This window comes from Streptococcus sp. ELY_137 (genome assembly GCF_058314515.1).
Map to the genome: position 1 here is coordinate 109,830 of NZ_JBZFUL010000005.1, position 22,344 is coordinate 132,173.

A 22,344-nucleotide genomic window follows, 5' to 3' on the forward strand; every position below is an offset into this window, starting at 1 on the left:
GTATGGCTAGAATTGGATTAAACATGGGAGAAAAGCTCCCCATTGCAGGTAAAAATTATCGTGTTGTGGATGGTTTGAAGGTGAATGAATTACTTGGTGGTTTGTTCTATATCGAAAATGTTGGACCTGATATTGTTTATGAGGAGGACACTAGTCAGCCTCGTCGTCAGGATGGTACTTATCCTGAGATTTCTACTGGTGAAGTTCGTGGGGTAGTATTGAATATTAAGTCTAGTGTTCAGCATGAACCTATTAGTATTACAATTACAGATATGCTTGTATCAGAAATTGAAGCTCTTGGTTTAAACTTTCGTGAACCTGTTGAATTGGAAGATATCGTGGTGACCTATTCTTCTATCAGTGGTAGTGATAACTATAAGTTGTTTGCCAGCAAGATTAAAAAGATTGGGAATCAGTCTAAGTCTTCATCAGCTGGTAAGCCAGTAGAGAAGAAGTGAAAATTTGCTAAGGAGGTAGTGAATTGAGATTATTACCTCAGTATAGAGGTGTCAGGGTAAGACCGTATATGCGGTTTTATAATGCTATTTTATTTGGTGGATTCTTTTCTTTTGGTTTAGCTGGTGCAGTTAGTTATAGTTATTTGGATTGGGCTTCTGTGTCCTCTTTGAATAGAATTTCTTTAATTATTTTAGCTGTTTTGCTTGGGGTGAGTGCTGGGGCTGCCGCCTATTTAACTTGGTTTTTGCAAGAAGCAACACCTTTTTTTAAAAAGGTTGATCGTTTAAAGACTATGGCTAAATATTTGTATAGTCATGGCTATTATATTGAGAAACAAAAAAGATCTAAAAGGAAGTCTGGTGGTGTACGAACTAAGATAAAATTTCCCAAAGTTTATTTGAAACAAGGCAAGTATGATTTAGAAGCTGCTTTTGAAATGGCAGGCAGTAAATTTCAGGAAAAGTTTAAAAAGATTGGTTCAGAGCTTGAGACAACGCTTTTTATGGACTTTATGGAAGCGACTGACGAGCCAAAATTTAAAGTTTATAAAATGGCTTATTCGGCTCTTCTTAATCGGATTGGCGTAACGGATGTCACTTATGATCCTGAAAAAGGCGTTAAATTGATGAATGGTTTTTATTGGGATTTTGCTTCAGATCCTCATTTGCTGGTTGCTGGTGGTACTGGTGGCGGTAAAACGGTTTTTTTAAGGTGTTTAGTATTAGTGTTGTCTAAGATTGGTGTCGTTGATATTTGTGATCCTAAGCGAGCGGATTTTGTGACGATGGGTGATATTCCAGCGTTTAAAAATCGAGTGTCTTTTGATTTGGAAGCTATTGTTGAGCAATTTGAACGGTCAGTCGTGACTATGTTTGCCCGGTATGATTATGTTCGTCAAGAGATGAAACGTTTAGGGCATAAGGATATGAAGAAGTTTTATGAGTACGGTTTAGAACCGTACTTTTTGGTTTGTGATGAATTCAATGCTTTAAAAGCAGCGTTGGAAGGCAATTATAAATTGCGAGACCGATTAGATAGGGCTTTGACTCAGTATGTTTTGCTTGGCCGTCAAGTAGGGTGTCATGCCATTATTGCTATGCAAAAGCCAGCGGCTGAAGATTTGCCTACTAAGATTAGAGCTAATATGATGATGCATATATCTGTGGGCCGGTTAGATGAATATGGCTATGACGCTATGTTTGGCCAAGAAAATAAAAACAAAGAGTTTAAATTTGTTAAATATGTTTCTGGCCGTCGTGTCTATGGCCGTGGTTATGCGGGCGTATTTGGCGAAGTGGCTCGTGAGTTTTACTCGCCGCTTTTGCCTAAGAAATTTTCTTTCTTTGATGAATTTGAAAAGGTTGAACGGCGGGATAATCCATTTGATCCTAGAGAAAATGAGGAAGTCTCAGCTGATTTGGTGAATGATGAAGGCTTAAACAATTTTGTTGAACAAATCAAGACAGGGACTATTGTTCAGTCTAGTTCAGATGATACTTTTGATGATAGATCCAGTGTTGCTGATTTTGCTGCCAGTGTAGAGGTTAAACCTGCGACAGTGCGGTTTCTTATTGGTGAGATCGAAAAAGCGGGTTATAACACGTTTACACGTGTAGATGGAAAACACTCTTTGACACTTGAGGACTGTTTGATGCTGGAAGGATTGTTGAGTCAAAAAGAAAATTTTGACGGAACCTGGAAGGAATTGTTGGCGTTGTATTTTGATGAAGACCTAGAGCTGGAAGAGGCGTGAGCTACAAGCTACAAGGGGGTGCGGTAAGCACCCCGCCGTAGCGCCGTAGTAGCCTTTTTCAGCTCTAGGCATTTGAATAGCAACCCCCTATTTCTAATAGGGGGGTTAAGATTTGCAAAAATCAAAAAACAACCAGCCTCAAACGTAGGCGGGTCAAGGGATTTCGTGATTTTAAAAAGTGCGCCATTTTGGCGATTTTTCGCGCGCAACTTTTAAGGTTTTTGGAAAGGAGAAAAAAGATTATTAGTGAAAACGATTAGTGCTTTGAGTTTAAAAGAGTTTAGACTGTCGACTGGCATGAATCAAAAACAGTTTGCTGAATGTGTGGGTGTGCATAGACGTACTTATCGAGCCTATGAAAATGGTGCCCGTGGGTTGCCTTATGAGCGATTTAAAGTTATGAAGGAAAAACTTGGCTATCTTTATGACGGAACTGGTCAGAATTTACGTGGCATGATTGACTATTTGCGGATTACGTTTAAAGAGGTTTATGATTTGAAGTCTTTTGTTAGTAACTATTTGCATTGTAGTCTTAAGGATTTTAATGTCGCTCCTACGGGGTTGCTGTCTTATAATCGTGTTCGGCGTCGAGGTAATATTTGGCTGTTTGATTATGCGGATAAAAAAGAGCGTGGAAATTATCAGGTGACGGTACAGCTATCTGGTCAAGGGTGCCGAGAAATGGAACTTATTTTAGAAAGTCAAAATCTTACTTGGTATGAACTGATATCTAAGATGTCTGAACGATCAGATATGCAAGTGACACGGTTAGATGTGGCTTTAGATGAGGTATATCGAGGATATGGTCATGAAGATGAACATATCCAGTTGTCAGATATTATGGCCAAAGTTTATAAAAAAGAAGTGGTTTGTAAGAATATTCGGACTTGGAATCATGTTGGTGGAGGTTCGTTGAAAGAAAATGATAACGACGATCGTCAAGGAATTTCTTTATATTTTGGCTCTCGTCAAAGCAATCTCTACTTTAATTTTTACGAAAAGCGATATGAAATCGCTAAACGTGAAGGAATTGATGTTTGGGAGGCTTTAGAAGTTTTTGGTATTTGGAACCGTTATGAATTGCGATTTTCCCAAGGCAAAGCTCAAAGCGTTATTGAAGAATTTTTAGACGGTGTTGATATAGCTGAGGTGGCTCGTAGTGTTTTAAACTATGAAATAGCGGTTTATGACGGTATCAATAAGTATGGCGCTTATAAACCTGATCAGAAATGGCAGTTGCTGTTTGGTGGTGCTGAACCTTTGAAATTGACGGTTAAAGCAGAACCCTATAACATTAATCGCACGGTTAAGTGGCTGGTAAATCAAGTAGCAGATACTTATGCCATGGTAGATGAGATTGATAAGTTAATGAATACAGAATACCTGGAAATGTTTCGGAATTCGGGGAAGATCAATGATCGTGGAGAACAAATTATTAAGGATCTAAAAAATACTCATAAATTGGAGGTAAGTTGATGGGGGCTGTAGAACAATTTCTGTTTGATCGCTACTTAAATTTAGATCCTATTGTTTATCAGGTGGTGGCCTTAATTCCTGATAGAGAGTTCTATAAGGATGAATTATCAGGTAGTGTTTTACGCCGTATGCGACGGGAGTTAGATGGTCTAATCTATCAAAAAAATAAAAATCCTGATAATAAAGTTGTTCAGCAGTTGTACCAAGAGAAGCTTGAGCGGTACGATTTGTATTTAAATCAAATAGCTTCTGAAAATCGGGAAGCTGCTCTGAAAAAACTGTTATCTTATGGACATGATAAGAAGCTAAAACTTTTGTTGGAGTTGATTAGTCGGTATCGCTTGTTGAAATATTTGGATAGGAAGGAGTAATGAATGATAGTACAAAATCGCAGTCCGACAAAAAAGTCAGCTAAATAGCTGACCTAAAACAGAATAGTAATAGTGTATCATAAATTGAAAGTTGAGGAAATATTATGGCAAATGAAGAAAAAGAAGTGTATTTGAAGAATGTTAAAAAAACGTCTGTAAAATTGGGGGAACTAATTCAACAGGAGAATTGGGAAGAAGCGGATAAGGTTTCTAGTGATTTGAATGAACTTTTAAAGGCTCAGCCTGATGATTTAACGCGTGGTGAAATGGTTAAATATCACTTTGAAGAAATGAGCCAAGAGCTTCGTAAATTTTGGTATTTCCATAAGGAACTTTTAAAAACGCTGGGAGCGCTTCGCAAGAAGGGTGAACGTTTTGTTGAATGGGGCTCCTCAAAATAAAAGCTAAACACTTGTTTTATACACCTATTAGATGTATAATAGGTGTATAAATAACAAGTGGGGTACTAAAAATGTCTAAGGTAAGATTGAATATCAATATTGATTCTGATGTGAAGGACAGGGCTAGTCAAGTTTTTTCTGACTTGGGACTTGATATGACGACGGCTGTTACCATTTATCTTAATCAGGTGATTCAAAAGAATGGTATTCCTTTTGATCTAACGCTTGAAAAGAGCCATTATACTGCTGATGAAGTTTTTGGATCTAATTGGCGGGAAGGCCTTGAAACAGTAGAGGATGAATGGGAATGACTTATCAAGTAGAGTTTACAAATGAATCTGTTAAAGATTTGAAACAATTAGATAATAGCCAGCAGATACAAATTCGTAAGTCTCTTGTTAAATTAGAAAAGTTTGGCATGGAAGCTGGTCAGGCCTTACATGGGGCATTGGCTGGCTGTCGTAAGCTGAAACATAGGCGTTTGGGCTTACGGATTGTTTTTCGCCAGAAATCAACAGGTATTGAAGTTGTAGAAATCGTTGCTATTGGTAAACGCAGTGATAGTGAGGTGTATAAGATAGCAGAGAAGCGGATTTCGAAGGGGTAAATCATTGAAAGATTTACTCCTTTTTTATGTTTGACTAAAAGGTAAGCGGTTAGTTTTAAAAGAGCTAATCGCTTTTTTTGTTTGAAGGGGCGGTGGAGAATAATGCTGAAAATATCTGGTGAAGGACATTTTATAAATAGTATAGAACCACTTGAAGATTATGATGTCCTTATTAGTGGGGAGATTAGTTTATATTCAGAATTTGAGGGATGTTATTGTTACGTTAAATTTAAAGGTGTTTTTACTCTAAAAATATCTGGTTCAAAAGTGGTTGGTGTGTATGATAAATGGACAGATTGTCAGTCAGATTATGACGGATGGGAGGAATCGGATTTTTATAGTGAGCTATTAGATGAATTACAAGAATGTTTTTACTTTAAGGAGTTATAGTTATGAAATTTAAACGCTTTAGTAGAGATTATTCGCTAAGTGGGGATAATGTATTTGAAGTGATGACGGCTTCATATGATGTTATTGAAAGGAATTTATCTTATCGTGAAATGTGCGGTTTGATGCAAAGGGAGTTAGAAAAGGCTGTTGATGAAGAACTTTTAGATAAGTCAGTAGCTTTTGATGTTATTGGTGATATTGCTGCTTATAATGAGCTGGTAGATGATATTGAGTATAGTTATTGATGAGGAAAATTTATGGAATATGAATGTATAGCTGTTTTGCGTGATGGAGATAGCTATGTCTATCTTAATTTTTATAGTGATTATCCACCAGGAAGCAAAGCTAATGCATTAGATTGTATTCGTGCTATGAGACGGCAAAAAGGCTATGCTTTTGCTACGAGGTATGAAATTGTCTATATTGAATAGGGGGTGAAATATGATAGCCAATATCAGAGTCAGAGATGGGACTCAGTCTAATTTTTTATGTGAGTTAGACTTGTCGAAATTTACAGAAAGTCAAGTGAGGCAGCGTATGGAAGAAAAAGGTATCAGAGATGATGCCTTTTTTGTTTGTGGGTTTACTGATTGGGCTGTTGACCGTGTGATGACTTTAAAGCAGGCTTATGTTTTGAAACAGTGCATTGAAGGCATTTACAATGGTGATGAAACTGTTGTTGTGGCTTTGCTGAAACGCCATGCAAAATTTGGAGATATTATCGGAAGTATCTATGAATTTTGTTCTAAAGATGAAGTTGAGGCAGTGAAAGTTCTGGTGAAAGGAGTTGAGTTGGAAGCACTTTTGCAGTACTTCTTTAGAGTTGGTAGCTGGCCCGCCTTGGTAGCTAATTATATCAATGCGGGTTATCTTCTTCATACGGCCAAAGGCTTTTATATTAATCGTTTGCGTTAGAAAGGAGTGAGGTTATGGCTTTTAATTTAAAGAAGCCAATTAAAAAAATTCTCAAGACTAAAAAAGCTAAGGAAAAGCACCAAATGAAGGTCGTTTCCCAGAGGCGGATGAATTTTATCTTCATCAGTCTTTTGGTGGGATTTTTTGGGTTGGCCACCTTAGCTATTGGTTTGAATATTTATGGTCAGATGCACCGGCGTCCAGTTGTTGCTAAGCAGGCAGCAAGAGCAGAGGTGGATTATCGCTTGCAGATTTTTTTAGATGGTTATGTTAGAGATTATTTCACTTTTCCTGCAGATTCAGAGGGTCAGCAGGAACAGCAGGAGAAATTGGAAGGTTATTACAATTTCGTTCCTAGAGAAAATTCTCAGGGCCAGCTTAAGACGGTTATGTCCCTTGAATCTGCTCGCTTACAGTCGGTGGTAGGAGATGTTGCAATTTATCGTGTAACTTATAAAGTTGGAGAAGGAGACAGTGCTAAGAGCGTAACTGTTAATTTTTCGATACCTTATGCTGGGGCAAATGGTAAGTATTATGTAACTGGCTTGCCTTGGTACGAGGCGGTTTCAAAGTTTAAGGATGGTAAAGCTCGTGAGAAATCTCAGGAGTTGAAACTGACAGCTAAGGATGAGCTGTCGACGTCCGAGCATGAAAGACTTGATGGTTTTATGAAACTGTTTTTTGATAACTATACGACTAGTCAGAAAAATCTGGATTTGATTTCAGATAATTTAAAGACCATTAATGGCGCTGTTTATAAGTCACTAGACTATAGTTATTATGTTAAGCACAAAGGCAGAAAAGTATCTGCTTATGTACAGGTTACCTTTGAAATTTCAGGGGTAACACATAGTGAGAATTTTTCGTTTGAGCTGTCGGAAAAAGGTGATTCTTATTATGTTAATAAGATGACGCATATTATCCCAGCAGATTATGCTAAGGATGGTAATGGAGAAAATAATTAAGGGGGATTAGAAAATGTCTGGTGCAAACTTATGGAATTTTCTTTTTAATAATTTTTTTGTGTATGTGATTGGTTGCTATGTTATTTTTAAAATGCTAAAGGGGATCGGAAGTGGATCTTTGGGTGATATGTTGATAGGAATTGTGATTGGCTCTGTTGCTTACTGGTTTGGTAAAGATCCAGGAGGTTCTCTTCAGACCTTAGCTACGATCTGGGATAAGATTAAGGATACAGGGGCTGGTGGTGCTTAATGGCTGATGAATTACCTGATAAGGAATTGTATTCCTATACAAAAGCTTTAGCCCAGCCCTTTTGGATACAGCGAATCAGTAATGATTTCGCTTTACCATCAGCGCTGAAGTTGTCTAAGATTGTGTATACAGTTGTGATTTATTTTGTGAGTTGGAAGGTGCTAAAAATAGTTGCTCATGGTTTGCCTGTTGGCTTGAGGATGACAATTTCAGGTTATGGGGCTTGGTCATTGGCTGGCCTGTTTTCCGAGCTGAGGGTTGATGGTAAGAGCTTGTTAATGTATTTAAAAGATTATTTGATCTTTTACTTTAGGTTTGGCGTTAAACAAAATGGTCTTTATATTAATAAGGGTCAAATTTATAGACGCCCTAAAGCCATTAGAATGATAAGAAAGGAGTGATAGTTTTTGGGAGTAAAACAGTTGTTAAACTTGGACGATGAAGTGATGTTGAATCAAATTTGGGATATTCAGAATAATCTGATCTTAAGAAAGGATGGTTCTGTTTCGGCTATTTATGAAATTCCGTCCAAAATTGTCAATTCGGTTGATAATGCTGGGAAAGAGAAGCTGAAAGAATTAAATTATGCAGCTTTATCAGAATTGCATACTTATCATGATTTTAGTATTCGGACGATTCCGATAGATCAAGATTTGTCTGAGCGTTTTGGCCGGTTAATGGCAGATGTGGATTGGGAATCAGACACAGCTGATTTGGCAGAGTGGATTTTGAGTCATATGGTTGAAGAACTTTATGGTTCAATTGGGGTTTTATACGATTATAAACATTACCTGATTGTGCCCCTGAAAAGCATACACATTTCTAAGGATTTGAAGGAAGTTGCGATGCAGTCTTATAAGACTGTTAGAAATAAAGTTCTGTCTTTTTTAGGAATGGCTGAGGGAGTCCCGATTGATTGGTATAAAAATTATAACAGTCAATTGACGGTTTTGGAAAATCAGCTCAGTATCCTTGACGCTCGTCCGTTGACCCGTGTTGAGAATCTGTTTGTTAACCGTTTGCAGTGGCTGCGTGGTATGACTTTTGATCGTGAATTTGAAATTAAAATGATTGAAAGCGATATTGAGAATTTAGATGAAGTAAATCTCGGATTTGAAAATATTAATATTATTAAATTAGATAATTTTGATGATTCATCTTATGTAGCTTTTTTACCTATTAGTGAAGTTCCAGAAAATATGTCGTATTTACACTTATCAGAGGAAATTCAAACTTTGAGTTTCCCTGTTGAGTCTATCTATAATGTCCAATTTTCAACGCCTAAGGGCGTTTTTTCTATTGGTGGGCAGGCAAGTAGGGCTCGTCGCCGTATGAGACATACCATGCAGGAAAAAGATGAATCGGGAGATGTACAGAATTCTGCGACAATTCGCAGTAATTTTTTGCTGGAAAACCTACAAACTAATATTGATGAAGGTAATTATTTAGTGCGTTATCTTCAAACGTTGGTGATTACAGCTCAGTCTGTTGAGGAGTTAAAATCCAAGTTCGAGGTGCTTTATACAGCATTGAATAAAATTGGGGTGTCACTTGTTAGAGCCAATGCAGATCAGCTGTATTTGATGTATAAAAATAGGATGACAGAAGTGTTGACTTTATATGATCAAGACTTTATACAAAAGATGTCTTTACAGGCTTTTTGTGAAAACCTATTTTTTACCAGCCGTAAAGTCGGAACGGATGTTGGTTTTCCGATTGGTCGGATAGATAATCGTGTTGATTCCTGGCATGGGGATTATGAGGCTGCTATCGCGGAGTCTTCTAATCCTGTATATGTTAATCTGTTTCAGGCTAATAAGGTTGGAGTGGAAGGCAAGGTGACATCTAATCCTCATACTGCTGTTATCGGCGAAACTGGCAGCGGTAAGTCGTTTTTGATCAAGCTGCTGTTTACGTATCACAGTCTGCTTAAAATGCAATGTCTGTATATTGATCCTAAAAAGGAAATGCGGCGCCAGTATATGAAGGTGCTTGCTGAGTTGGAAAAGAAAGATGAATTTCCGGCTTTACAAAAGTATATTCGTTCAATTAATTTCATCACTTTAGATGCTAAGGATAAGCGTAATTATGGAGTGTTGGATCCGATTGTCTTTCTGGACGGTCAAGAAGCTATTGATTTAGCAGATTCTATGATTGCTTCGGTGCTGATGAATAATTCGGATATTGTTGAAATGGGTTATCTAGAATCGATTGCACGGGTTCTTGAACGACGTGAGCAGGGTGAAAAAGTGGGGATGGTGCATGTCTTTAAGGACATGCAGAAGTCTGATATTAAGGAAGTCCGTGAAAAAGGGATTTCGTTGGAATCTAAATCCAAGAATTCAATTTTATCGCTCTGTTTCTCTGACGGCTCTAATCCGGCTATTGATATGAGCAGTAAAATTACTATTCTGGAAATTGAGGGACTGGATTTACCTAAAAAAGCTACGACAACGTTAACGCCGTCCCAAAAGAAAAGCCAAGTCGTCTTGTATGGCCTAGGCTATTTTTGTAAGCGATTTGGTCAGCGTGATGTCAATGTTGAAACCATGGTAACAGTGGATGAGGCATGGCAGTTTAATTCCACTGAGGTTGGTCGCGGTATCTTGATGGAAATGCGCCGAGTTGGCCGTGCTCAAAATAATTTTATGGTTTTTGGGACACAGTCCGTTCGGGATGTGGAGACAGAAGAAGATACAACTGGTTTTGGAACGGTTTTCGCCTTTCTAGAACCTAATGAGGTGGATGACGTTTTGGATTATATTCGTGTTCCTTTGACAGAGACCAATCAACAATGGATGAGTAATATGACCATGGCTCAATGTATCTATTTTGACACGTTTGGCCGCAGGGAGCGGATTACCGTTGATGGGATGTTCCGTGAGATTACGCAGTTGTTTGATACCGTTAACAGTAAAATGACAGCGGCCTAATAGAAAGGAGTGCTTATGAGATTAAAGAAGGCTTTGATTTTGGGTAGTTTAGTACTGCTGTTCATGGGGATTATAGGTACTGCTGCAGTTTTTGCGGATAGCAGTAAGACCCAGTCGTCAGGGTCTAAAACTGTTCAAACCTTTGGAAAGCAAAAGGACAAAGATAAAGATACTAAAAAAGAAAAATCAAAGTCTAATGATGAAAAATCCTCATCATCTGACAGCAGTCAGTCTTCGTCGTCTGGTTCTGATGGCCACCACTCACCTTTTAAAGATGATCCTGAGGGTATTGAAAAGGCCGGAGAGCGAGTGAAGGAAAAGCAAAAAGACGGTGAGAACGATTACGTTGTCAGTTATGAATACTATGGAAAAGATGACCGTTTAAATGGCTTTACTTCTAAGGTCTGGTTTGGAAATGATTGGTTAGGGATGAGTTCAGAAACTAATTATTTTATCAATTCTTTGGTCCAGGGAGTGTTCTGGGTGACTAAGATTATTTTTAAAGTCTGCGCGGCTATTTATGATTTTACGTCTAACGCAGGTAACAGCTCTATAGATGATTACATTAGTTCAATTATCAGTAACTCATCAGCTCTTTTCACTGCCTTATTAACGACGTTTTCGACTTTGATTGGTGGTTTGATGGTATCTTACGCCTATGCTCGCTATATGGCTGGTGGCAGTTTTTTTGGCAGCTTGTTAAAGTCGGTTACGGTTTATATTTTAGCTTTGACTTTCTTTATGCAAATCAATGGCCAGTATGTTGTGCAATCGGCTTATAACTCGGTGTCAGAAGTGGCCACTGAGGCGGCTGGCGGTTTGTCTCAAGCTGAAACCAGCTATGGTGATGCTAGTGGCTGGACAGTGCTGGATTCCTATTTTGTCCAAGCTATTTGGAAACCCTATGTTTATATGAATGCGGATGTTAAAAGCATTGATAATGGGGGTGCAGTGGACTCAGATCAGGTGACGACAGAACAGATGGAAAACCTGACTAACTACAAGGAAGGTGATGATAATTTTGTGCTTGATGATGGTACAAATATTAAGGATTTTGTTGGAGATGAAAAAAGTCCCAATATCCCGATGATGAAAGGGCTCTGGGGACAGAAATTCTCATTTGCGACAGGGTCTATTTTAGATGCTTTGATGATGGGTGCTGTTTTAGTTATCTTAGGGGTGATGTCACTTGTCCTTAAGCTTGTTTTTCTATTTTTGTTGATGTTTGCACCATTTGCACTGATTATAGCCTTGGTACCAACCTTTGAAAACGTTCTTTTCAATTTCTTGAAGAATCTTTTTGGCGCTATTGGCCTGTCGCTGTTTGTTTCCTTCTTTGCGACCTTGTTCCTTTACTTTTACAGTGTCTTAACGGCTATTGTAAGTGATATGTTTTCAGCCAATTATTTTGTGCAGACCTGTTTTAAAGCATTGGTACTTTGGGTGATGTGGCGTAAGCGTGATCGCTTGTTAGCTATGTTTACCAATAATCGTATCAGCGGCTTTATGATGGATCGAGTTGGCAGTCGCATTCGGGGCTTGCAGTATCGTAATCCGATCGGCCGATTAGGCTGGGCTGGAGTTGGAGCTGGTGCTGGTTATGTCGCTGGTAAAGCCTTAGAAAAGCTTAACAGCGGTCGAAAGATTATGACTGGTGCAGCTAAGCATACGGTTGGCGGTACTTTTAGAGATACAGCTCGCTATGCTCGTCAGCGTATGAGTGATTTGATGGCCCATTATTCTGGCAAACGTGCTGAAAAGCGCTCTAATGGTGATCCTGGCGCTTATGTCCAAGGTGTTGCGAGAAGCAGGGCTCGTCAGCGTCGGACACAGGAAGCTGTTGATCGTTTCCGATCTAACATGAGCAGTTTCCGTCACCGAGGCCAAGGTCTGGTCTTGAATTATGCCAGTCAAGGGATGTCTAATCGTGATGGCAGCCGTGATTACTATATGGGAAAGGCCAATGAGCATTTTCAGAAGGCTAAAGATCGTTATAAGGCCAAATCAGATTTTGCTGAAAAATATGACGCTCCTAAAAATAGTCGGATCTTTGAAACTAAGGCTATTAAAGATTTTGACAGGATAAGCGGCGTCCGTGATGAGGTTAAGCGGCATATTCAGGCACAAAAGAAGACTATTAAAGTAAAAGGCAGGCGGTAATTATGAGGAAAGTCATAAAACGTCTGCTTTTTCTTCCCGTTATTTTAGGGATGATTGCTTTACTGTCGGTTTTTGTGATTTTGTTCTCGAGTACTAATGACAGTTCATCTTCCTCGGATTCGGTTGGTACGAAAACGACTTTAACGGCAGAAGAAGTTGCGGCTAAAGGTGGTGTCTCAAAAGAACGTGCTGAAGATGTTATCGCTCTTTTCAATCACATGGTGAATGAAGAGGAGTCAACATTAGAAGGGGCTTCAGCCGTTTTGGCTATCGCTGAGAGGGAATCTAATTTTGATCCCAAGGCGGTAAATCCCAGTGGTGGCGTGGCTGGCTACTTACAATGGTCTGGCTGGTCAAGTACCGTTAATGGGGACAGATGGGCCAATGCGCCAAACAGAACGCTAGATTCTGAAACGGAATTGGCGTTATTACAAAAGGAGCTGAGTACTAGCTATACTCATGTCAGAGATTATTTAAAGACTGCTCATGATTCTGGTGAAGCAGCCTTATATTTTAGTGAAAAGTATGAGGGAGTGTCACTTTCAGATGGCCAAACTAAAGCTTCTCAGTTAAAAGAGGATGCGAAGAAATGGGAAGATGTCTTTAAAGGGACATTGGAGGAATCAGAAAATACTGGCAGTCCTGGTGGCTCTGGGACAATGGCTGAGTCTTTTGATTTTCCTTCTGAGTATAAGGGTAAACTAAAATATGGTGAGCCCTCAACTAATGTTCTGGGGACCATGGGAAATAACCGTTATCCGGTTGGTCAATGTACGTGGTATGTGGCCAATCGTCTTCAGGAGACAGGTATTTGTACAGATTCGGCCATTTATAATAATAATGGTAATGGCCAAGATTGGGTTAGCAGTTTGGTTGCCAAGGGTTGGAAAAGATCTGATAAGCCGGTAGAAGGAGCTGTGATGTCTACAGCTGGCGGTTCAGATTTTACCATGCCAGCCTACGGTCATGTCTCGTTTGTAGAGCATGTCAATTCTGATGGTAGCTTCTTGGTTTCAGAATGTAATTATGATAATGTGCAGAATAAAGTACATTATCGTGTTTGTAGCATGCAGAGCGGCTACAGTTTTGTGGTTGCAAAGTAATTCTCAGTTGTAAGTCGGTTAAAAGACTTATGACTATTGATTAAAATTTAAATATAAAAGGAGTTAATAATATGTTTATGAAGAAAGAATCGTTGGTATCACTTGTGACACTTTCAGCGTCTGTATTGATGGGAACTGGAACAGTTTTTGCGGATGATGGGGTTACTACTATTCCTGTTGCAGATTCTAATGTTATTGTGACGAAAACGGTAAGTGAAGCAACAGATACTAGTCAAGCGGAGGTTGCGGATGTGTCTGAAACAGATACACAATTAGGGACTTCTTCTGATGATACCTTAGCTAGTGAGAATTCAGTAGGGGAATCAGATGTTAATTTAGGTGATCAGTCAGATGGCCAAGATGTAACTGTTCCGGATAGTTCGGAATCCATTGATGACCAAACAGAGAGCAATTCTGATACTAATCTGGGTCAAAATCAGGAACCAGCAGGAGAAGTTTCGGATAGCGATTCTGGAGAGACTAGTTTAGGGGAATCGGAAACTAGTGAAACATCACAGCCAGGGGATGAGCAATCGCAAGTTGGTGAGGTGACAACTGACGATGGGTCAGATGACGTTAGTGTATCGTCAAGCGAGACTCCAACTTCAGAAGAGACTGAAGGAAGCAGTGACCAAGGAGCAGATACTAATTTAGGAGAATCTTCTGAGTCAGAAACAGTTCCTGATGAGTCGTCTGATACTACTCTTGGCGGTTCGTCTAGCACTGAGGAGCCTGCTGAAGGCAGTCAAGATAATTTTTCAGATGGAAATAGTTCTGTAACTGAGGGCTCTTCCGATACTAATCTGGGAGAATCATCAGATCGTCAAGAAGAGAATAAGTCCTCTCAGGCAGTAGAGCAAGGTCAGTCTTCTGCAGATCAGAAAGATCAATCGGAAGCAGCTCAAAGCGCTGATGATCAAGTATCATCACAATCAGAATCTGCTCAGGGAATGCAGACTTTGCCAGAAACTGGTGATAAAGTCAGTATTTGGAGCATTGTTGGTTGGGTTATTACCTTTATTGTAGCTGCGTATTTAGCCTTCCGTGAAAAAATTATGGCTTGGATCCGAGATTTATTTTCAGATGATGGTGAAGGTGAGTAAGGAATTTTGGGTCACGGTCTGAAATGGGCCGTGGCTTTTTTTGCGTTTAAGGAGAAAATATGATTAAAGTTAATAATTTCCCAGATAAATTGGTTAGTAAAACAGAATTAATTGAGGATTATTTTCCTTATTTTAAGGTTAAAACTTTGAATAAGTATTTACGAGAAATAGCAGATTCGACTGAATTTAGTCATGTTATTTTGCGACCTAGTGTCAGAATGACTCTGATTAATGTTAGAGGGTTTTATGAGTATTTGAGATGGAAAGAAGCTAATAAATTTAGATGATTAATATTATGATATTTGGATGTTATGGTTGTGGGCGTGATATAATAAGAGTTGCTGACATTATGCCCGTGTAGGAGGTATAAGTGTATGTATATAAAGAAGATAGGAGAGAAAAAATATAAGTATTATGAGAAATATTTTGATCCTCAGACGGAAAAGTGGAAGCAGGTAAGTGTTACTTTAAATTCCAGATCTAGACAAGCTGGTGCTGAAGCAAGACGGATATTGGATAGGCGTATTAATGATAAGTTAAATAAACAGTTTGATAATGATATCACGGTGGCAAAAGCTTATCAATCGTGGTTAGAGGTTCGGAAAGCGGAAGTTAAAGAGAGTACTTATATCACTCAAAAACAAACGATGGCTTTATTTATAAGAGAATTTGGAGATAAAAAATTAAAAGCTGTCTCAACAACTATGCTTCAGGATTTTCTAATGGGTCAGTCATGGTCTGTTCCTTATAAACGGATGAATAAGACTTTACTTAACTTATTTTTTGATTATTGTGTATCACTTAAAATTATCGAAGATAACCCTGTTTCTGGTACAGTACTCCCGAAATTTATTAGGTCTTTATCGGATGTGAATGTGAAGAAGGAAAAATTTTATTCTCAGGAGGAAATGAGAGAATTTTTAGATTATCTTCGTGATAAAGGTTATAGTGAACGCATGAATTTATTGACGGAATTTATGTATTTAACAGGAGTACGATTTGGAGAAGCATTAGCTACAACTATTGATTCTATTGATTTTAAAACACAGTATTTAGAGGTTGTTCATACGATAACGACTAGGACAGAGGATTATTCTCGTAAGTTGACTACTCCTAAAACTCTTAATGCTTATCGTAGGGTTTATCTTAATGATCGTACTATGGAAATTGTTTATCGTTTAATAGCTATGAATCGTCGATTTTTTAATCCAAAAGATTTTATTTTTCTAAATGAGAAAGGAAAATTAATTAGCTTAGTAACATTTAATACTTATTTAAAAAAGTTTAGTTGTAAAGCTGCTATAAAACCTGGTACGGTTTTAACCAGTCATGTTTTGAGGCATTCTCATATTTCTTTATTGGTTGAATTGGGAATTCCTGTTAAAGCGATTATGGAGCGTGTTGGTCATGGAGATGATCGGACGACCAATGAGATTTATACACATGTAACGGAACAAATGCATTATGATATATCAGAAAAACTTGATCATGTTATATTATCAAAGGGTGATTAGGCACCAAGTAAGCACCAAGGCTTGTCAAAATAGGTCGTATATGATAGTATATAATTACTTAATAATTTTTCGTAACAATAGCGATAAGAACAGTGATAGTGGTATTTTCCTGTTGTTATAAGTTTATTAGGTACTGGCCGCTGTAGTTAAATGGTATAATAGAGCAATGGTAATGCTCCGTTCCGAGTTCGATTCTCGGTGGTGGCAGATATACTTAAAAGAGGCTGGGCAAAACTTGTCCAGTCTTCCTGTTTTTGGATAAACTCTTGGCGCAATAGTGAGAAGCAAGACTAAGTTGGCATAGCCAACAAGTCTTACTCCCAACCACTGCGTCGATCTGGTAAATCTAGGAAACGGGTCTGGACTTTTGTCCTAGACTCCACTTTTTTAGGATTATAAGCGCTGCAAAATTATTGGCTATCGCAGTTTTATTTTTCAGCCTTAATGTTTCAAAATCCTCATTGGACCTTTTAAACCAGTTCACTATCTTATGTTAAAGGAGTCTATTATGGAAATTCAAGAACTATGGTTAAAAAGAGATGAACTCAGTATTTATGGAAAACTCTATCTGCCTGATAGCAGACAGGAAAAATTGCCTGTCATTATAATGTCGCATGGTTTTAGGGCTACTTATCTCAAGAATGTGGATTACGCTGAGATGGCTTGTAACGCTGGGTATGCTGCCTACATTTTTGACTTTTGCGGTGGCAGCAGTCAAAGCCAGAGTGACGGTCTCTTTACAGATATGTCTGTCTTAACCGAAGCTGATGATTTGCTGGCGGTTATTCGACACATGCAGCAGGATCCTCGTATTGATAAGCAGCGTATCTATCTGTTGGGAGAAAGCCAAGGCGGTTTTGTCTCGGCTTACCTTGCTGGACAGATTCCCGAGCAAGTGGCTGGTCTTATACTGTTTTATCCAGCTTTTGTTTTGCAGGATGATGCGGCTGAGCGTCAGGCCAAGTACGGTACAGACCCCCAATCCAGACAGATTATGGGCGTTAGTGTCGGATCTGTCTACAATAGGGATGCTTTGTCTTTTGATATTTATGGGGAAATAGCTGCCTACCAATGCCCTGTCCTTATTGTGCATGGTGATAGCGACTCTATCGTTCCTTTGGTTTACTCAGAGCGAGCACAAAAAGTCTATAAACAGGCCCGTTTAAAAGTTTTACCAGGAGCTGGTCATGGTTTTAAAGCTGACCATGCACTTGCAGCTGGACAGGCTATGCTGGATTACTTAGCAGATTTGGAGCAAGGCTAGAGGAGGAAAAAGTGTCTGTTTTTCTTGGGAGTATTTCAGGAATTATCACTATTTTAGTCATGGTTTTACTCGGCTACCTCCTAGCTGAACGAGGCTGGTTTGACGATAAATCCTCTGCTATCTTAGCTCGTTTGGTCACACAGATTGGTCTGCCCTGCTACATGATTGAAACGATTATAGGGAGATTTTCTGCCTCTGATTTAAAAGAGATGTTGCCTCAGCTTCGCTATCCCGCTTTATCGATGACCATTTTATTGGGAATCGCCCTAGCGATAGCACAAATCTTTCGGGTTGATAAATCCCATCGAGGTCTTTTTGCCTCCATGTTTTTCAACTCAAATACGGTTTTTGTTGGTCTCCCCATTAATCAAGCTCTCTTTGGCGATCGCAGTATCCCCTATGTTCTGGTTTACTATATGTGTAATACGACCTTCTTTTGGACGATTGGCCTCTATCTAATTCAGCGCGATGGGCAAAGCAAGCACTTGCTTAATTGGACAGATAGCTTAAAGAAAATCCTGTCACCTCCCCTGTTAGGATTTATACTGGGGGTTGTCTTGGTCTTATTCAATGTTAAACTGCCTCACTTCGTCATAGCAGACCTGACTTATTTGGGTAATATTACAATTCCCTTATCCATGATTTTTATTGGCTTATCCATTTCTAAAGTTGGCTTGAAGAACCTTGCTCTTGGTAAAGATAATCTCCTAATTCTCCTAGGGCGCTTTGTTATAGCACCGCTCTTGATGGCTATAATGGTTATGCCAACAAGACTGCCCCATCTCATGAAAGAGGTCTTTATTATCCAGTCAGCTATGCCTGTTATGACCAACGCTCCAGTTGTTTCCAGACTCTACGGGGCAGATGCAGATTATGCTGCTGCTATGGTTACTGAGACAACGGTGATAACCGTCATTGTCATTCCAATTTTGATGGTTTTACTCGGCTGACGAAGATGCTATAATAGGGTAATTAGAGATGAAGGAGCCTACAGTAATGACTTATGAACAGGAATTTTTAAAAGACCTTGAAGATTGGCTCAATAGCCAAATCATGGTCAATGAAACAGCGATTAAGGCTAGTCAGCAAGTCTGGGAAGAAGACGGCGATGAACGTGCTAAGGAAGCCCTTACTCGCTATGAAAGCCGTCTGGATGCCTACCAGTTTTTACAAGGAAAAATGGCTAATTATCACCAAGGCAAAAAGTTTCATGAACTGCCTGATGGTTTATTTGGTAAAAGGAAGTACTAGAGAACAAAAAGAGTAGATTCTTGGAATAAATCACATTTATTGCCTCTTTTGAGCTCTTAAACTGCTTCTGAGAGGCAAAAGGTTAATCGAATACGTCATTTAGTTTACAAAATGATGACGAATCGCCTAGAATTGCGATTTCTAGGCGATTTAGTATTTATTTTCTGGAAATAACCTGCTATAATAATAAAAAAAGTTTTTGGAGTTACACATGTCTAAAAAGAAAAATCGCAAAAAAGCATTAAAATTGCAAATGAAACGTCAAGGCTTATTAAAGTCTCAACCAGCCGTCCCAATGACAGCAGCGCCCGCTCAGAATTCAGCTTCTAAGCAGGGAGCAGCGCCTAAGTCGACCAGTTCAAAAGTGGTAACAACTTCTCTTGAAGATTTTGCAGCCTCAAAAGAAGTAGCTGATGTGCGTGCTAACTTGGTTGAAACACTTTATGAAGCTGGAATTCATTCAGCAGCTGATTTTGCGAACTGGACTGAAAAAGACTTGCTTGCTCTCAAAGGAATCGGGCCAGCAACTGTTAAGAAGTTGCAGGAAAATGGCGTTAGCTTCAAAGCCTAAAATTTAAAGGAAGCCCCATATCAGAGGAGTAAAAGCCTAAGATCTGTCACAGAGAGCGGTAGTGTTGAGAAGTCCGCACAGATAGCTTTTACGGGTTGCTGGTAGGTCACAATAGCATAATTGAGTTGCAGAAAAACAAGCTTTCTCGGCTTGTTTTCTGAATGTGGGTGGTACCGCGGATTTAGATATAAATTCGTCCCTGTCTTTAGACAGGGGCGTTTTTCATGTAATCTGCAAGTTTAGCTAGAAGGTGAAAATAATGATGAAGATGCTTGGAGCTATTGAAAATAATATCCTGCCTGATATCGAAACTGAGCGTCTGTTACTATGCCAGCGGACAGCTGCGGACGCTTCTGATGTCTTTGACTATGCCAGTTTGCCAGAAGTTACTTATCCTGCAGGTTTCCCGCCTGTCGAGACGGTTGCGGATGAAGCTTATTATTTGGAGCATGTCCTGCCTAAAACTCAGGCGGAGCAGCAACTGCCCTCTGGCTATGGCCTAAAGCTAAAAGGAGAGGATAAGGTCATTGGTTCTGTGGACTTTAACCACCGTCATGCAGATGATGTGTTGGAAATCGGCTATACCCTGCACCCGGATTATTGGGGACAGGGTATCGTGCCAGAGGCGGCAGCTGCCCTGATTGAGCTTGGTTTTACCCTCCTCAACCTTCATAAGATTGAATTGAACTGCTATGATACCAATCAGCAAAGTCAGCATGTGGCAGAGAAATTGGGCTTCACCTTAGAAGCACGGATTCGAGATCGTAAGGATGTCCAAGGAAATCGCTGTGATGACCTGAGGTACGGACTGCTTAAGAGTGAATGGGAGGCAGCTCATGGATAAGAAAAAGATTCTTACCAGCACGCGCCAGTTTGTGAAGGAAACTCTGGCTGGCGAAGCCAGCGGTCACGATTGGTGGCATATTGCGCGGGTCACTAAGACTGCTATAACTATTGCAGAGGCGGAAGGCGCTGACCTTTTTATCGTAGAGATGGGAGCTCTCCTGCACGATATGGCCGATAGCAAGCTCTTTGATGAAGGCAAGGCTCTGGCTGAGGTTAAGGATTTTCTAACTGAGCAAGGTTTATCACAAGCCCAAATCACTGAAATCACCAGTATCATGACAGGTATTTCCTATAAGGGCGGCCACAACGGCGCTGAACTCAGCTTAGAGGGCAAGGTTGTCCAAGATGCGGATCGTCTCGATGCCATCGGAGCTATCGGTATTGCTAGAGCTTTTGCCTACTCAGGCAATCATGGTCGACTCATCCATGAGCCAAGCAAAAAGCCGCGCGAAAACTTAACACTTGAGGACTACCGCAAGGGCAAGGACACTGCCATCATGCACTTCTACGAAAAGCTCCTCAAACTCAAAGACCTCATGAACACAACAGAAGGCAAACGCCTAGCCCAAGGCCGCCATGAGTTTATGGAAAGCTACCTCCAGCAGTTCTATGCCGAGTGGGAAGGGGAGAGGTGAATGGATCGCCTGCTCTCTTATGGAATTAGGTAAATGAAGCATGATTTTTAGTAAATGACCATTTCATTTCAGATTCCTTCGGAGAGTTTAACAGCCTAGTATCTTATAAAAAGGAGGCCCTTATGGCTAAAAAGAAAAATCGCAAAAAAGAGCTCAGACAGCAGCAGAGACAAGAAAACAACATTATTGATTTTTCTTCGTTTGCGGAAAAGGCTAACTATCCGCTATTTTCGCAAGAATCTGCTTTAGATGAAGTAGCGATCAATAGACTCTTCGAGGAATTTGAACGGACTAACAATCCTGAAATTCTCGAGCAGTTAGCTGATGTCCTAGATCTTGAAGATTTGGAAATGGATGAAGCAGACGAGCTCTTTTACCAAGCAATGGAAGAGGAAGATGAAGAGACGCAACTCCGTTTGATTAGCAAGCTGTTAGCAAGATATCCGAACCATTTTGAGGCAAAATTTCAATCCTTGCTGTTAAGAAGCACGGAATTTTCAGCTGACTATTTAAAAGAACTGCAGGATTTTTATCAAGTGGCTTTGGCAGAGTGGAAGAAAGCAGATTATGAATCTTGGTATAGTTTGGAAGCCCGCAGTCCCTTGACGGTCATCACATTTGTGACAGAGACTTATCTGCAAGAAGGACTGGTCGGTCTGGCCGGTCAAGTAGTGGATTTTGTACGCTCTAAAATTGCTGCTGACGACAGATTTCCGCCTGAATTTGTATACCTGATGCTGAGTGTTTATAACACCCTTTATAAAACAGAGGAAATTACTGATTTTTATGAAGAACAGCTTGGGCTAGAGTGGCAGGATGATGGCGTTATAGCGCATATGCTTATTGCCATGATACTGATAGGTGACATGGATGCGGCTAAAGAATTGTTTAAATATTTAGCCAGCGTCAATAAGGAAGCCGTACAAGTTTTTGACAACCCTTACTGGGTTCAGCTGCTTGATATGGCAAATGAAGTTTCTACCTACCGTCCTAACTCAGTGTTATCGCTTCAGATTGCTTTGCATCCCCTACAGTCCTTTTTGGTAACCAAACCCTTTGTTATCCATCAAATGATTGCTTTAGCAGAAGATTACCAGGACAGTCTGCCTGACTCCCCGCGCAAACGCTTAGAATTTTTCAATTCCCCCTGCATGAAAGGAATTCAGATAGATAAAGGCCGATATCTATGCGATGCCGGCATTATGAGCAAGGAAGATCTGGAAAAGCGTACCGAAAAAGAAATCCTAGCCATTTCAGGCATCGGTCCTGCTACGGTTAAAAAGTTAAAAGAAAACGGCGTGAGGTTTAAGGAGGAGTAAAAGATAGACTATTTGAAAAAAAACTGATAGGCACACAATTTCATAAGGCAGTGGAGGT

Annotated in this window: 27 protein-coding genes and 1 tRNA gene; all 28 read left to right on the top strand. The window is 39.7% G+C overall.

Annotation, left to right across the window (positions count from 1 at the left end; genetic code table 11):
* The first annotated feature begins 2 nt into the window (after positions 1-2).
* On the top strand, positions 3-458 hold the full coding sequence (locus AC4HAO_RS05545; RefSeq protein ID WP_491134821.1) for a conjugal transfer protein: 456 nt from the start codon (positions 3-5) through the stop codon (positions 456-458).
* A gap of 68 nt (positions 459-526) precedes the next feature.
* Positions 527-2,212: an FtsK/SpoIIIE domain-containing protein gene (locus AC4HAO_RS05550; RefSeq protein ID WP_491134862.1), complete on the top strand. Its 1,686-nt coding sequence runs from the start codon at positions 527-529 to the stop codon at positions 2,210-2,212.
* 246 nt (positions 2,213-2,458) lie between these two features.
* The gene (locus AC4HAO_RS05555) at positions 2,459-3,688 is read left to right on the top strand and encodes a replication initiation factor domain-containing protein (RefSeq protein WP_491134822.1); all 1,230 of its coding nucleotides are present in this window, start codon (positions 2,459-2,461) and stop codon (positions 3,686-3,688) included.
* Complete coding sequence (locus AC4HAO_RS05560; RefSeq protein WP_491134823.1) at positions 3,688-4,059, top strand: hypothetical protein; 372 nt, start codon at positions 3,688-3,690, stop codon at positions 4,057-4,059. The genes AC4HAO_RS05555 and AC4HAO_RS05560 overlap by 1 nt, the downstream gene beginning before the upstream one ends.
* Before the next feature lie 104 nt (positions 4,060-4,163).
* Complete coding sequence (locus tag AC4HAO_RS05565; protein WP_491134824.1) at positions 4,164-4,460, top strand: hypothetical protein; 297 nt, start codon at positions 4,164-4,166, stop codon at positions 4,458-4,460.
* 71 nt (positions 4,461-4,531) lie between these two features.
* Positions 4,532-4,771 (top strand): type II toxin-antitoxin system RelB/DinJ family antitoxin, encoded by a 240-nt coding sequence (locus AC4HAO_RS05570; RefSeq protein WP_491134825.1) that lies wholly within the window; start codon positions 4,532-4,534, stop codon positions 4,769-4,771.
* Positions 4,768-5,067 carry a type II toxin-antitoxin system RelE family toxin gene (locus AC4HAO_RS05575; RefSeq protein ID WP_491134826.1) on the top strand — a complete coding sequence of 100 codons (300 nt, stop codon included), beginning with the start codon at positions 4,768-4,770 and terminating at the stop codon, positions 5,065-5,067. Before AC4HAO_RS05570 ends, AC4HAO_RS05575 begins: the two co-directional genes overlap by 4 nt.
* 102 nt (positions 5,068-5,169) lie before the next feature.
* Positions 5,170-5,457: a hypothetical protein gene (locus AC4HAO_RS05580; RefSeq protein ID WP_491134827.1), complete on the top strand. Its 288-nt coding sequence runs from the start codon at positions 5,170-5,172 to the stop codon at positions 5,455-5,457.
* A gap of 2 nt (positions 5,458-5,459) precedes the next feature.
* The gene (locus tag AC4HAO_RS05585; protein ID WP_491134828.1) at positions 5,460-5,702 is read left to right on the top strand and encodes a hypothetical protein; all 243 of its coding nucleotides are present in this window, start codon (positions 5,460-5,462) and stop codon (positions 5,700-5,702) included.
* Positions 5,703-5,714: 12 nt separating this feature from the next.
* The gene (locus AC4HAO_RS05590; RefSeq protein WP_491134829.1) at positions 5,715-5,888 is read left to right on the top strand and encodes a hypothetical protein; all 174 of its coding nucleotides are present in this window, start codon (positions 5,715-5,717) and stop codon (positions 5,886-5,888) included.
* Positions 5,889-5,898: 10 nt separating this feature from the next.
* Entirely contained in the window at positions 5,899-6,372 is a 474-nt protein-coding gene (locus tag AC4HAO_RS05595) for a hypothetical protein (RefSeq protein WP_491134830.1), read from the top strand.
* A gap of 14 nt (positions 6,373-6,386) precedes the next feature.
* Positions 6,387-7,337, top strand: coding sequence for a conjugal transfer protein (locus tag AC4HAO_RS05600; RefSeq protein WP_491134831.1), 951 nt, complete (start codon positions 6,387-6,389; stop codon positions 7,335-7,337).
* A 13-nt stretch (positions 7,338-7,350) separates the two neighbouring features.
* Positions 7,351-7,587, top strand: coding sequence for a TcpD family membrane protein (locus AC4HAO_RS05605; RefSeq protein WP_491134832.1), 237 nt, complete (start codon positions 7,351-7,353; stop codon positions 7,585-7,587).
* Positions 7,587-7,988, top strand: coding sequence for a TcpE family conjugal transfer membrane protein (locus AC4HAO_RS05610; protein ID WP_491134833.1), 402 nt, complete (start codon positions 7,587-7,589; stop codon positions 7,986-7,988). Before AC4HAO_RS05605 ends, AC4HAO_RS05610 begins: the two co-directional genes overlap by 1 nt.
* Before the next feature lie 6 nt (positions 7,989-7,994).
* Positions 7,995-10,520 (top strand): ATP-binding protein, encoded by a 2,526-nt coding sequence (locus tag AC4HAO_RS05615; RefSeq protein WP_491134834.1) that lies wholly within the window; start codon positions 7,995-7,997, stop codon positions 10,518-10,520.
* Between the two features lie 15 nt (positions 10,521-10,535).
* Positions 10,536-12,680, top strand: coding sequence for a hypothetical protein (locus AC4HAO_RS05620; protein ID WP_491134835.1), 2,145 nt, complete (start codon positions 10,536-10,538; stop codon positions 12,678-12,680).
* A 2-nt stretch (positions 12,681-12,682) separates the two neighbouring features.
* Positions 12,683-13,783 (top strand): phage tail tip lysozyme, encoded by a 1,101-nt coding sequence (locus AC4HAO_RS05625; RefSeq protein ID WP_491134836.1) that lies wholly within the window; start codon positions 12,683-12,685, stop codon positions 13,781-13,783.
* 71 nt (positions 13,784-13,854) lie between these two features.
* Positions 13,855-14,886: a hypothetical protein gene (locus AC4HAO_RS05630; RefSeq protein ID WP_491134837.1), complete on the top strand. Its 1,032-nt coding sequence runs from the start codon at positions 13,855-13,857 to the stop codon at positions 14,884-14,886.
* Positions 14,887-14,945: 59 nt separating this feature from the next.
* Complete coding sequence (locus AC4HAO_RS05635) at positions 14,946-15,173, top strand: excisionase (protein ID WP_491134838.1); 228 nt, start codon at positions 14,946-14,948, stop codon at positions 15,171-15,173.
* Positions 15,174-15,260: 87 nt separating this feature from the next.
* Positions 15,261-16,400: a tyrosine-type recombinase/integrase gene (locus AC4HAO_RS05640; RefSeq protein WP_491134839.1), complete on the top strand. Its 1,140-nt coding sequence runs from the start codon at positions 15,261-15,263 to the stop codon at positions 16,398-16,400.
* A gap of 136 nt (positions 16,401-16,536) precedes the next feature.
* Positions 16,537-16,607, top strand: a tRNA-Thr gene (locus tag AC4HAO_RS05645).
* A gap of 301 nt (positions 16,608-16,908) precedes the next feature.
* Positions 16,909-17,664: an alpha/beta hydrolase family protein gene (locus tag AC4HAO_RS05650; RefSeq protein ID WP_491134840.1), complete on the top strand. Its 756-nt coding sequence runs from the start codon at positions 16,909-16,911 to the stop codon at positions 17,662-17,664.
* A gap of 11 nt (positions 17,665-17,675) precedes the next feature.
* Positions 17,676-18,614 carry an AEC family transporter gene (locus AC4HAO_RS05655; RefSeq protein ID WP_491092547.1) on the top strand — a complete coding sequence of 313 codons (939 nt, stop codon included), beginning with the start codon at positions 17,676-17,678 and terminating at the stop codon, positions 18,612-18,614.
* A gap of 46 nt (positions 18,615-18,660) precedes the next feature.
* On the top strand, positions 18,661-18,915 hold the full coding sequence (locus tag AC4HAO_RS05660) for a DUF1912 family protein (protein ID WP_491134841.1): 255 nt from the start codon (positions 18,661-18,663) through the stop codon (positions 18,913-18,915).
* Between the two features lie 211 nt (positions 18,916-19,126).
* A complete protein-coding gene (locus AC4HAO_RS05665) occupies positions 19,127-19,486 on the top strand; it encodes a helix-hairpin-helix domain-containing protein (RefSeq protein WP_491134842.1) in 360 nt (119 codons plus the stop codon).
* Positions 19,487-19,745: 259 nt separating this feature from the next.
* Complete coding sequence (locus AC4HAO_RS05670) at positions 19,746-20,330, top strand: GNAT family N-acetyltransferase (protein WP_491134843.1); 585 nt, start codon at positions 19,746-19,748, stop codon at positions 20,328-20,330.
* Complete coding sequence (locus tag AC4HAO_RS05675) at positions 20,323-20,967, top strand: HD domain-containing protein (RefSeq protein WP_491134844.1); 645 nt, start codon at positions 20,323-20,325, stop codon at positions 20,965-20,967. Before AC4HAO_RS05670 ends, AC4HAO_RS05675 begins: the two co-directional genes overlap by 8 nt.
* Before the next feature lie 122 nt (positions 20,968-21,089).
* The gene (locus AC4HAO_RS05680) at positions 21,090-22,286 is read left to right on the top strand and encodes a helix-hairpin-helix domain-containing protein (RefSeq protein ID WP_491134845.1); all 1,197 of its coding nucleotides are present in this window, start codon (positions 21,090-21,092) and stop codon (positions 22,284-22,286) included.
* Positions 22,287-22,344 lie beyond the last annotated feature (58 nt).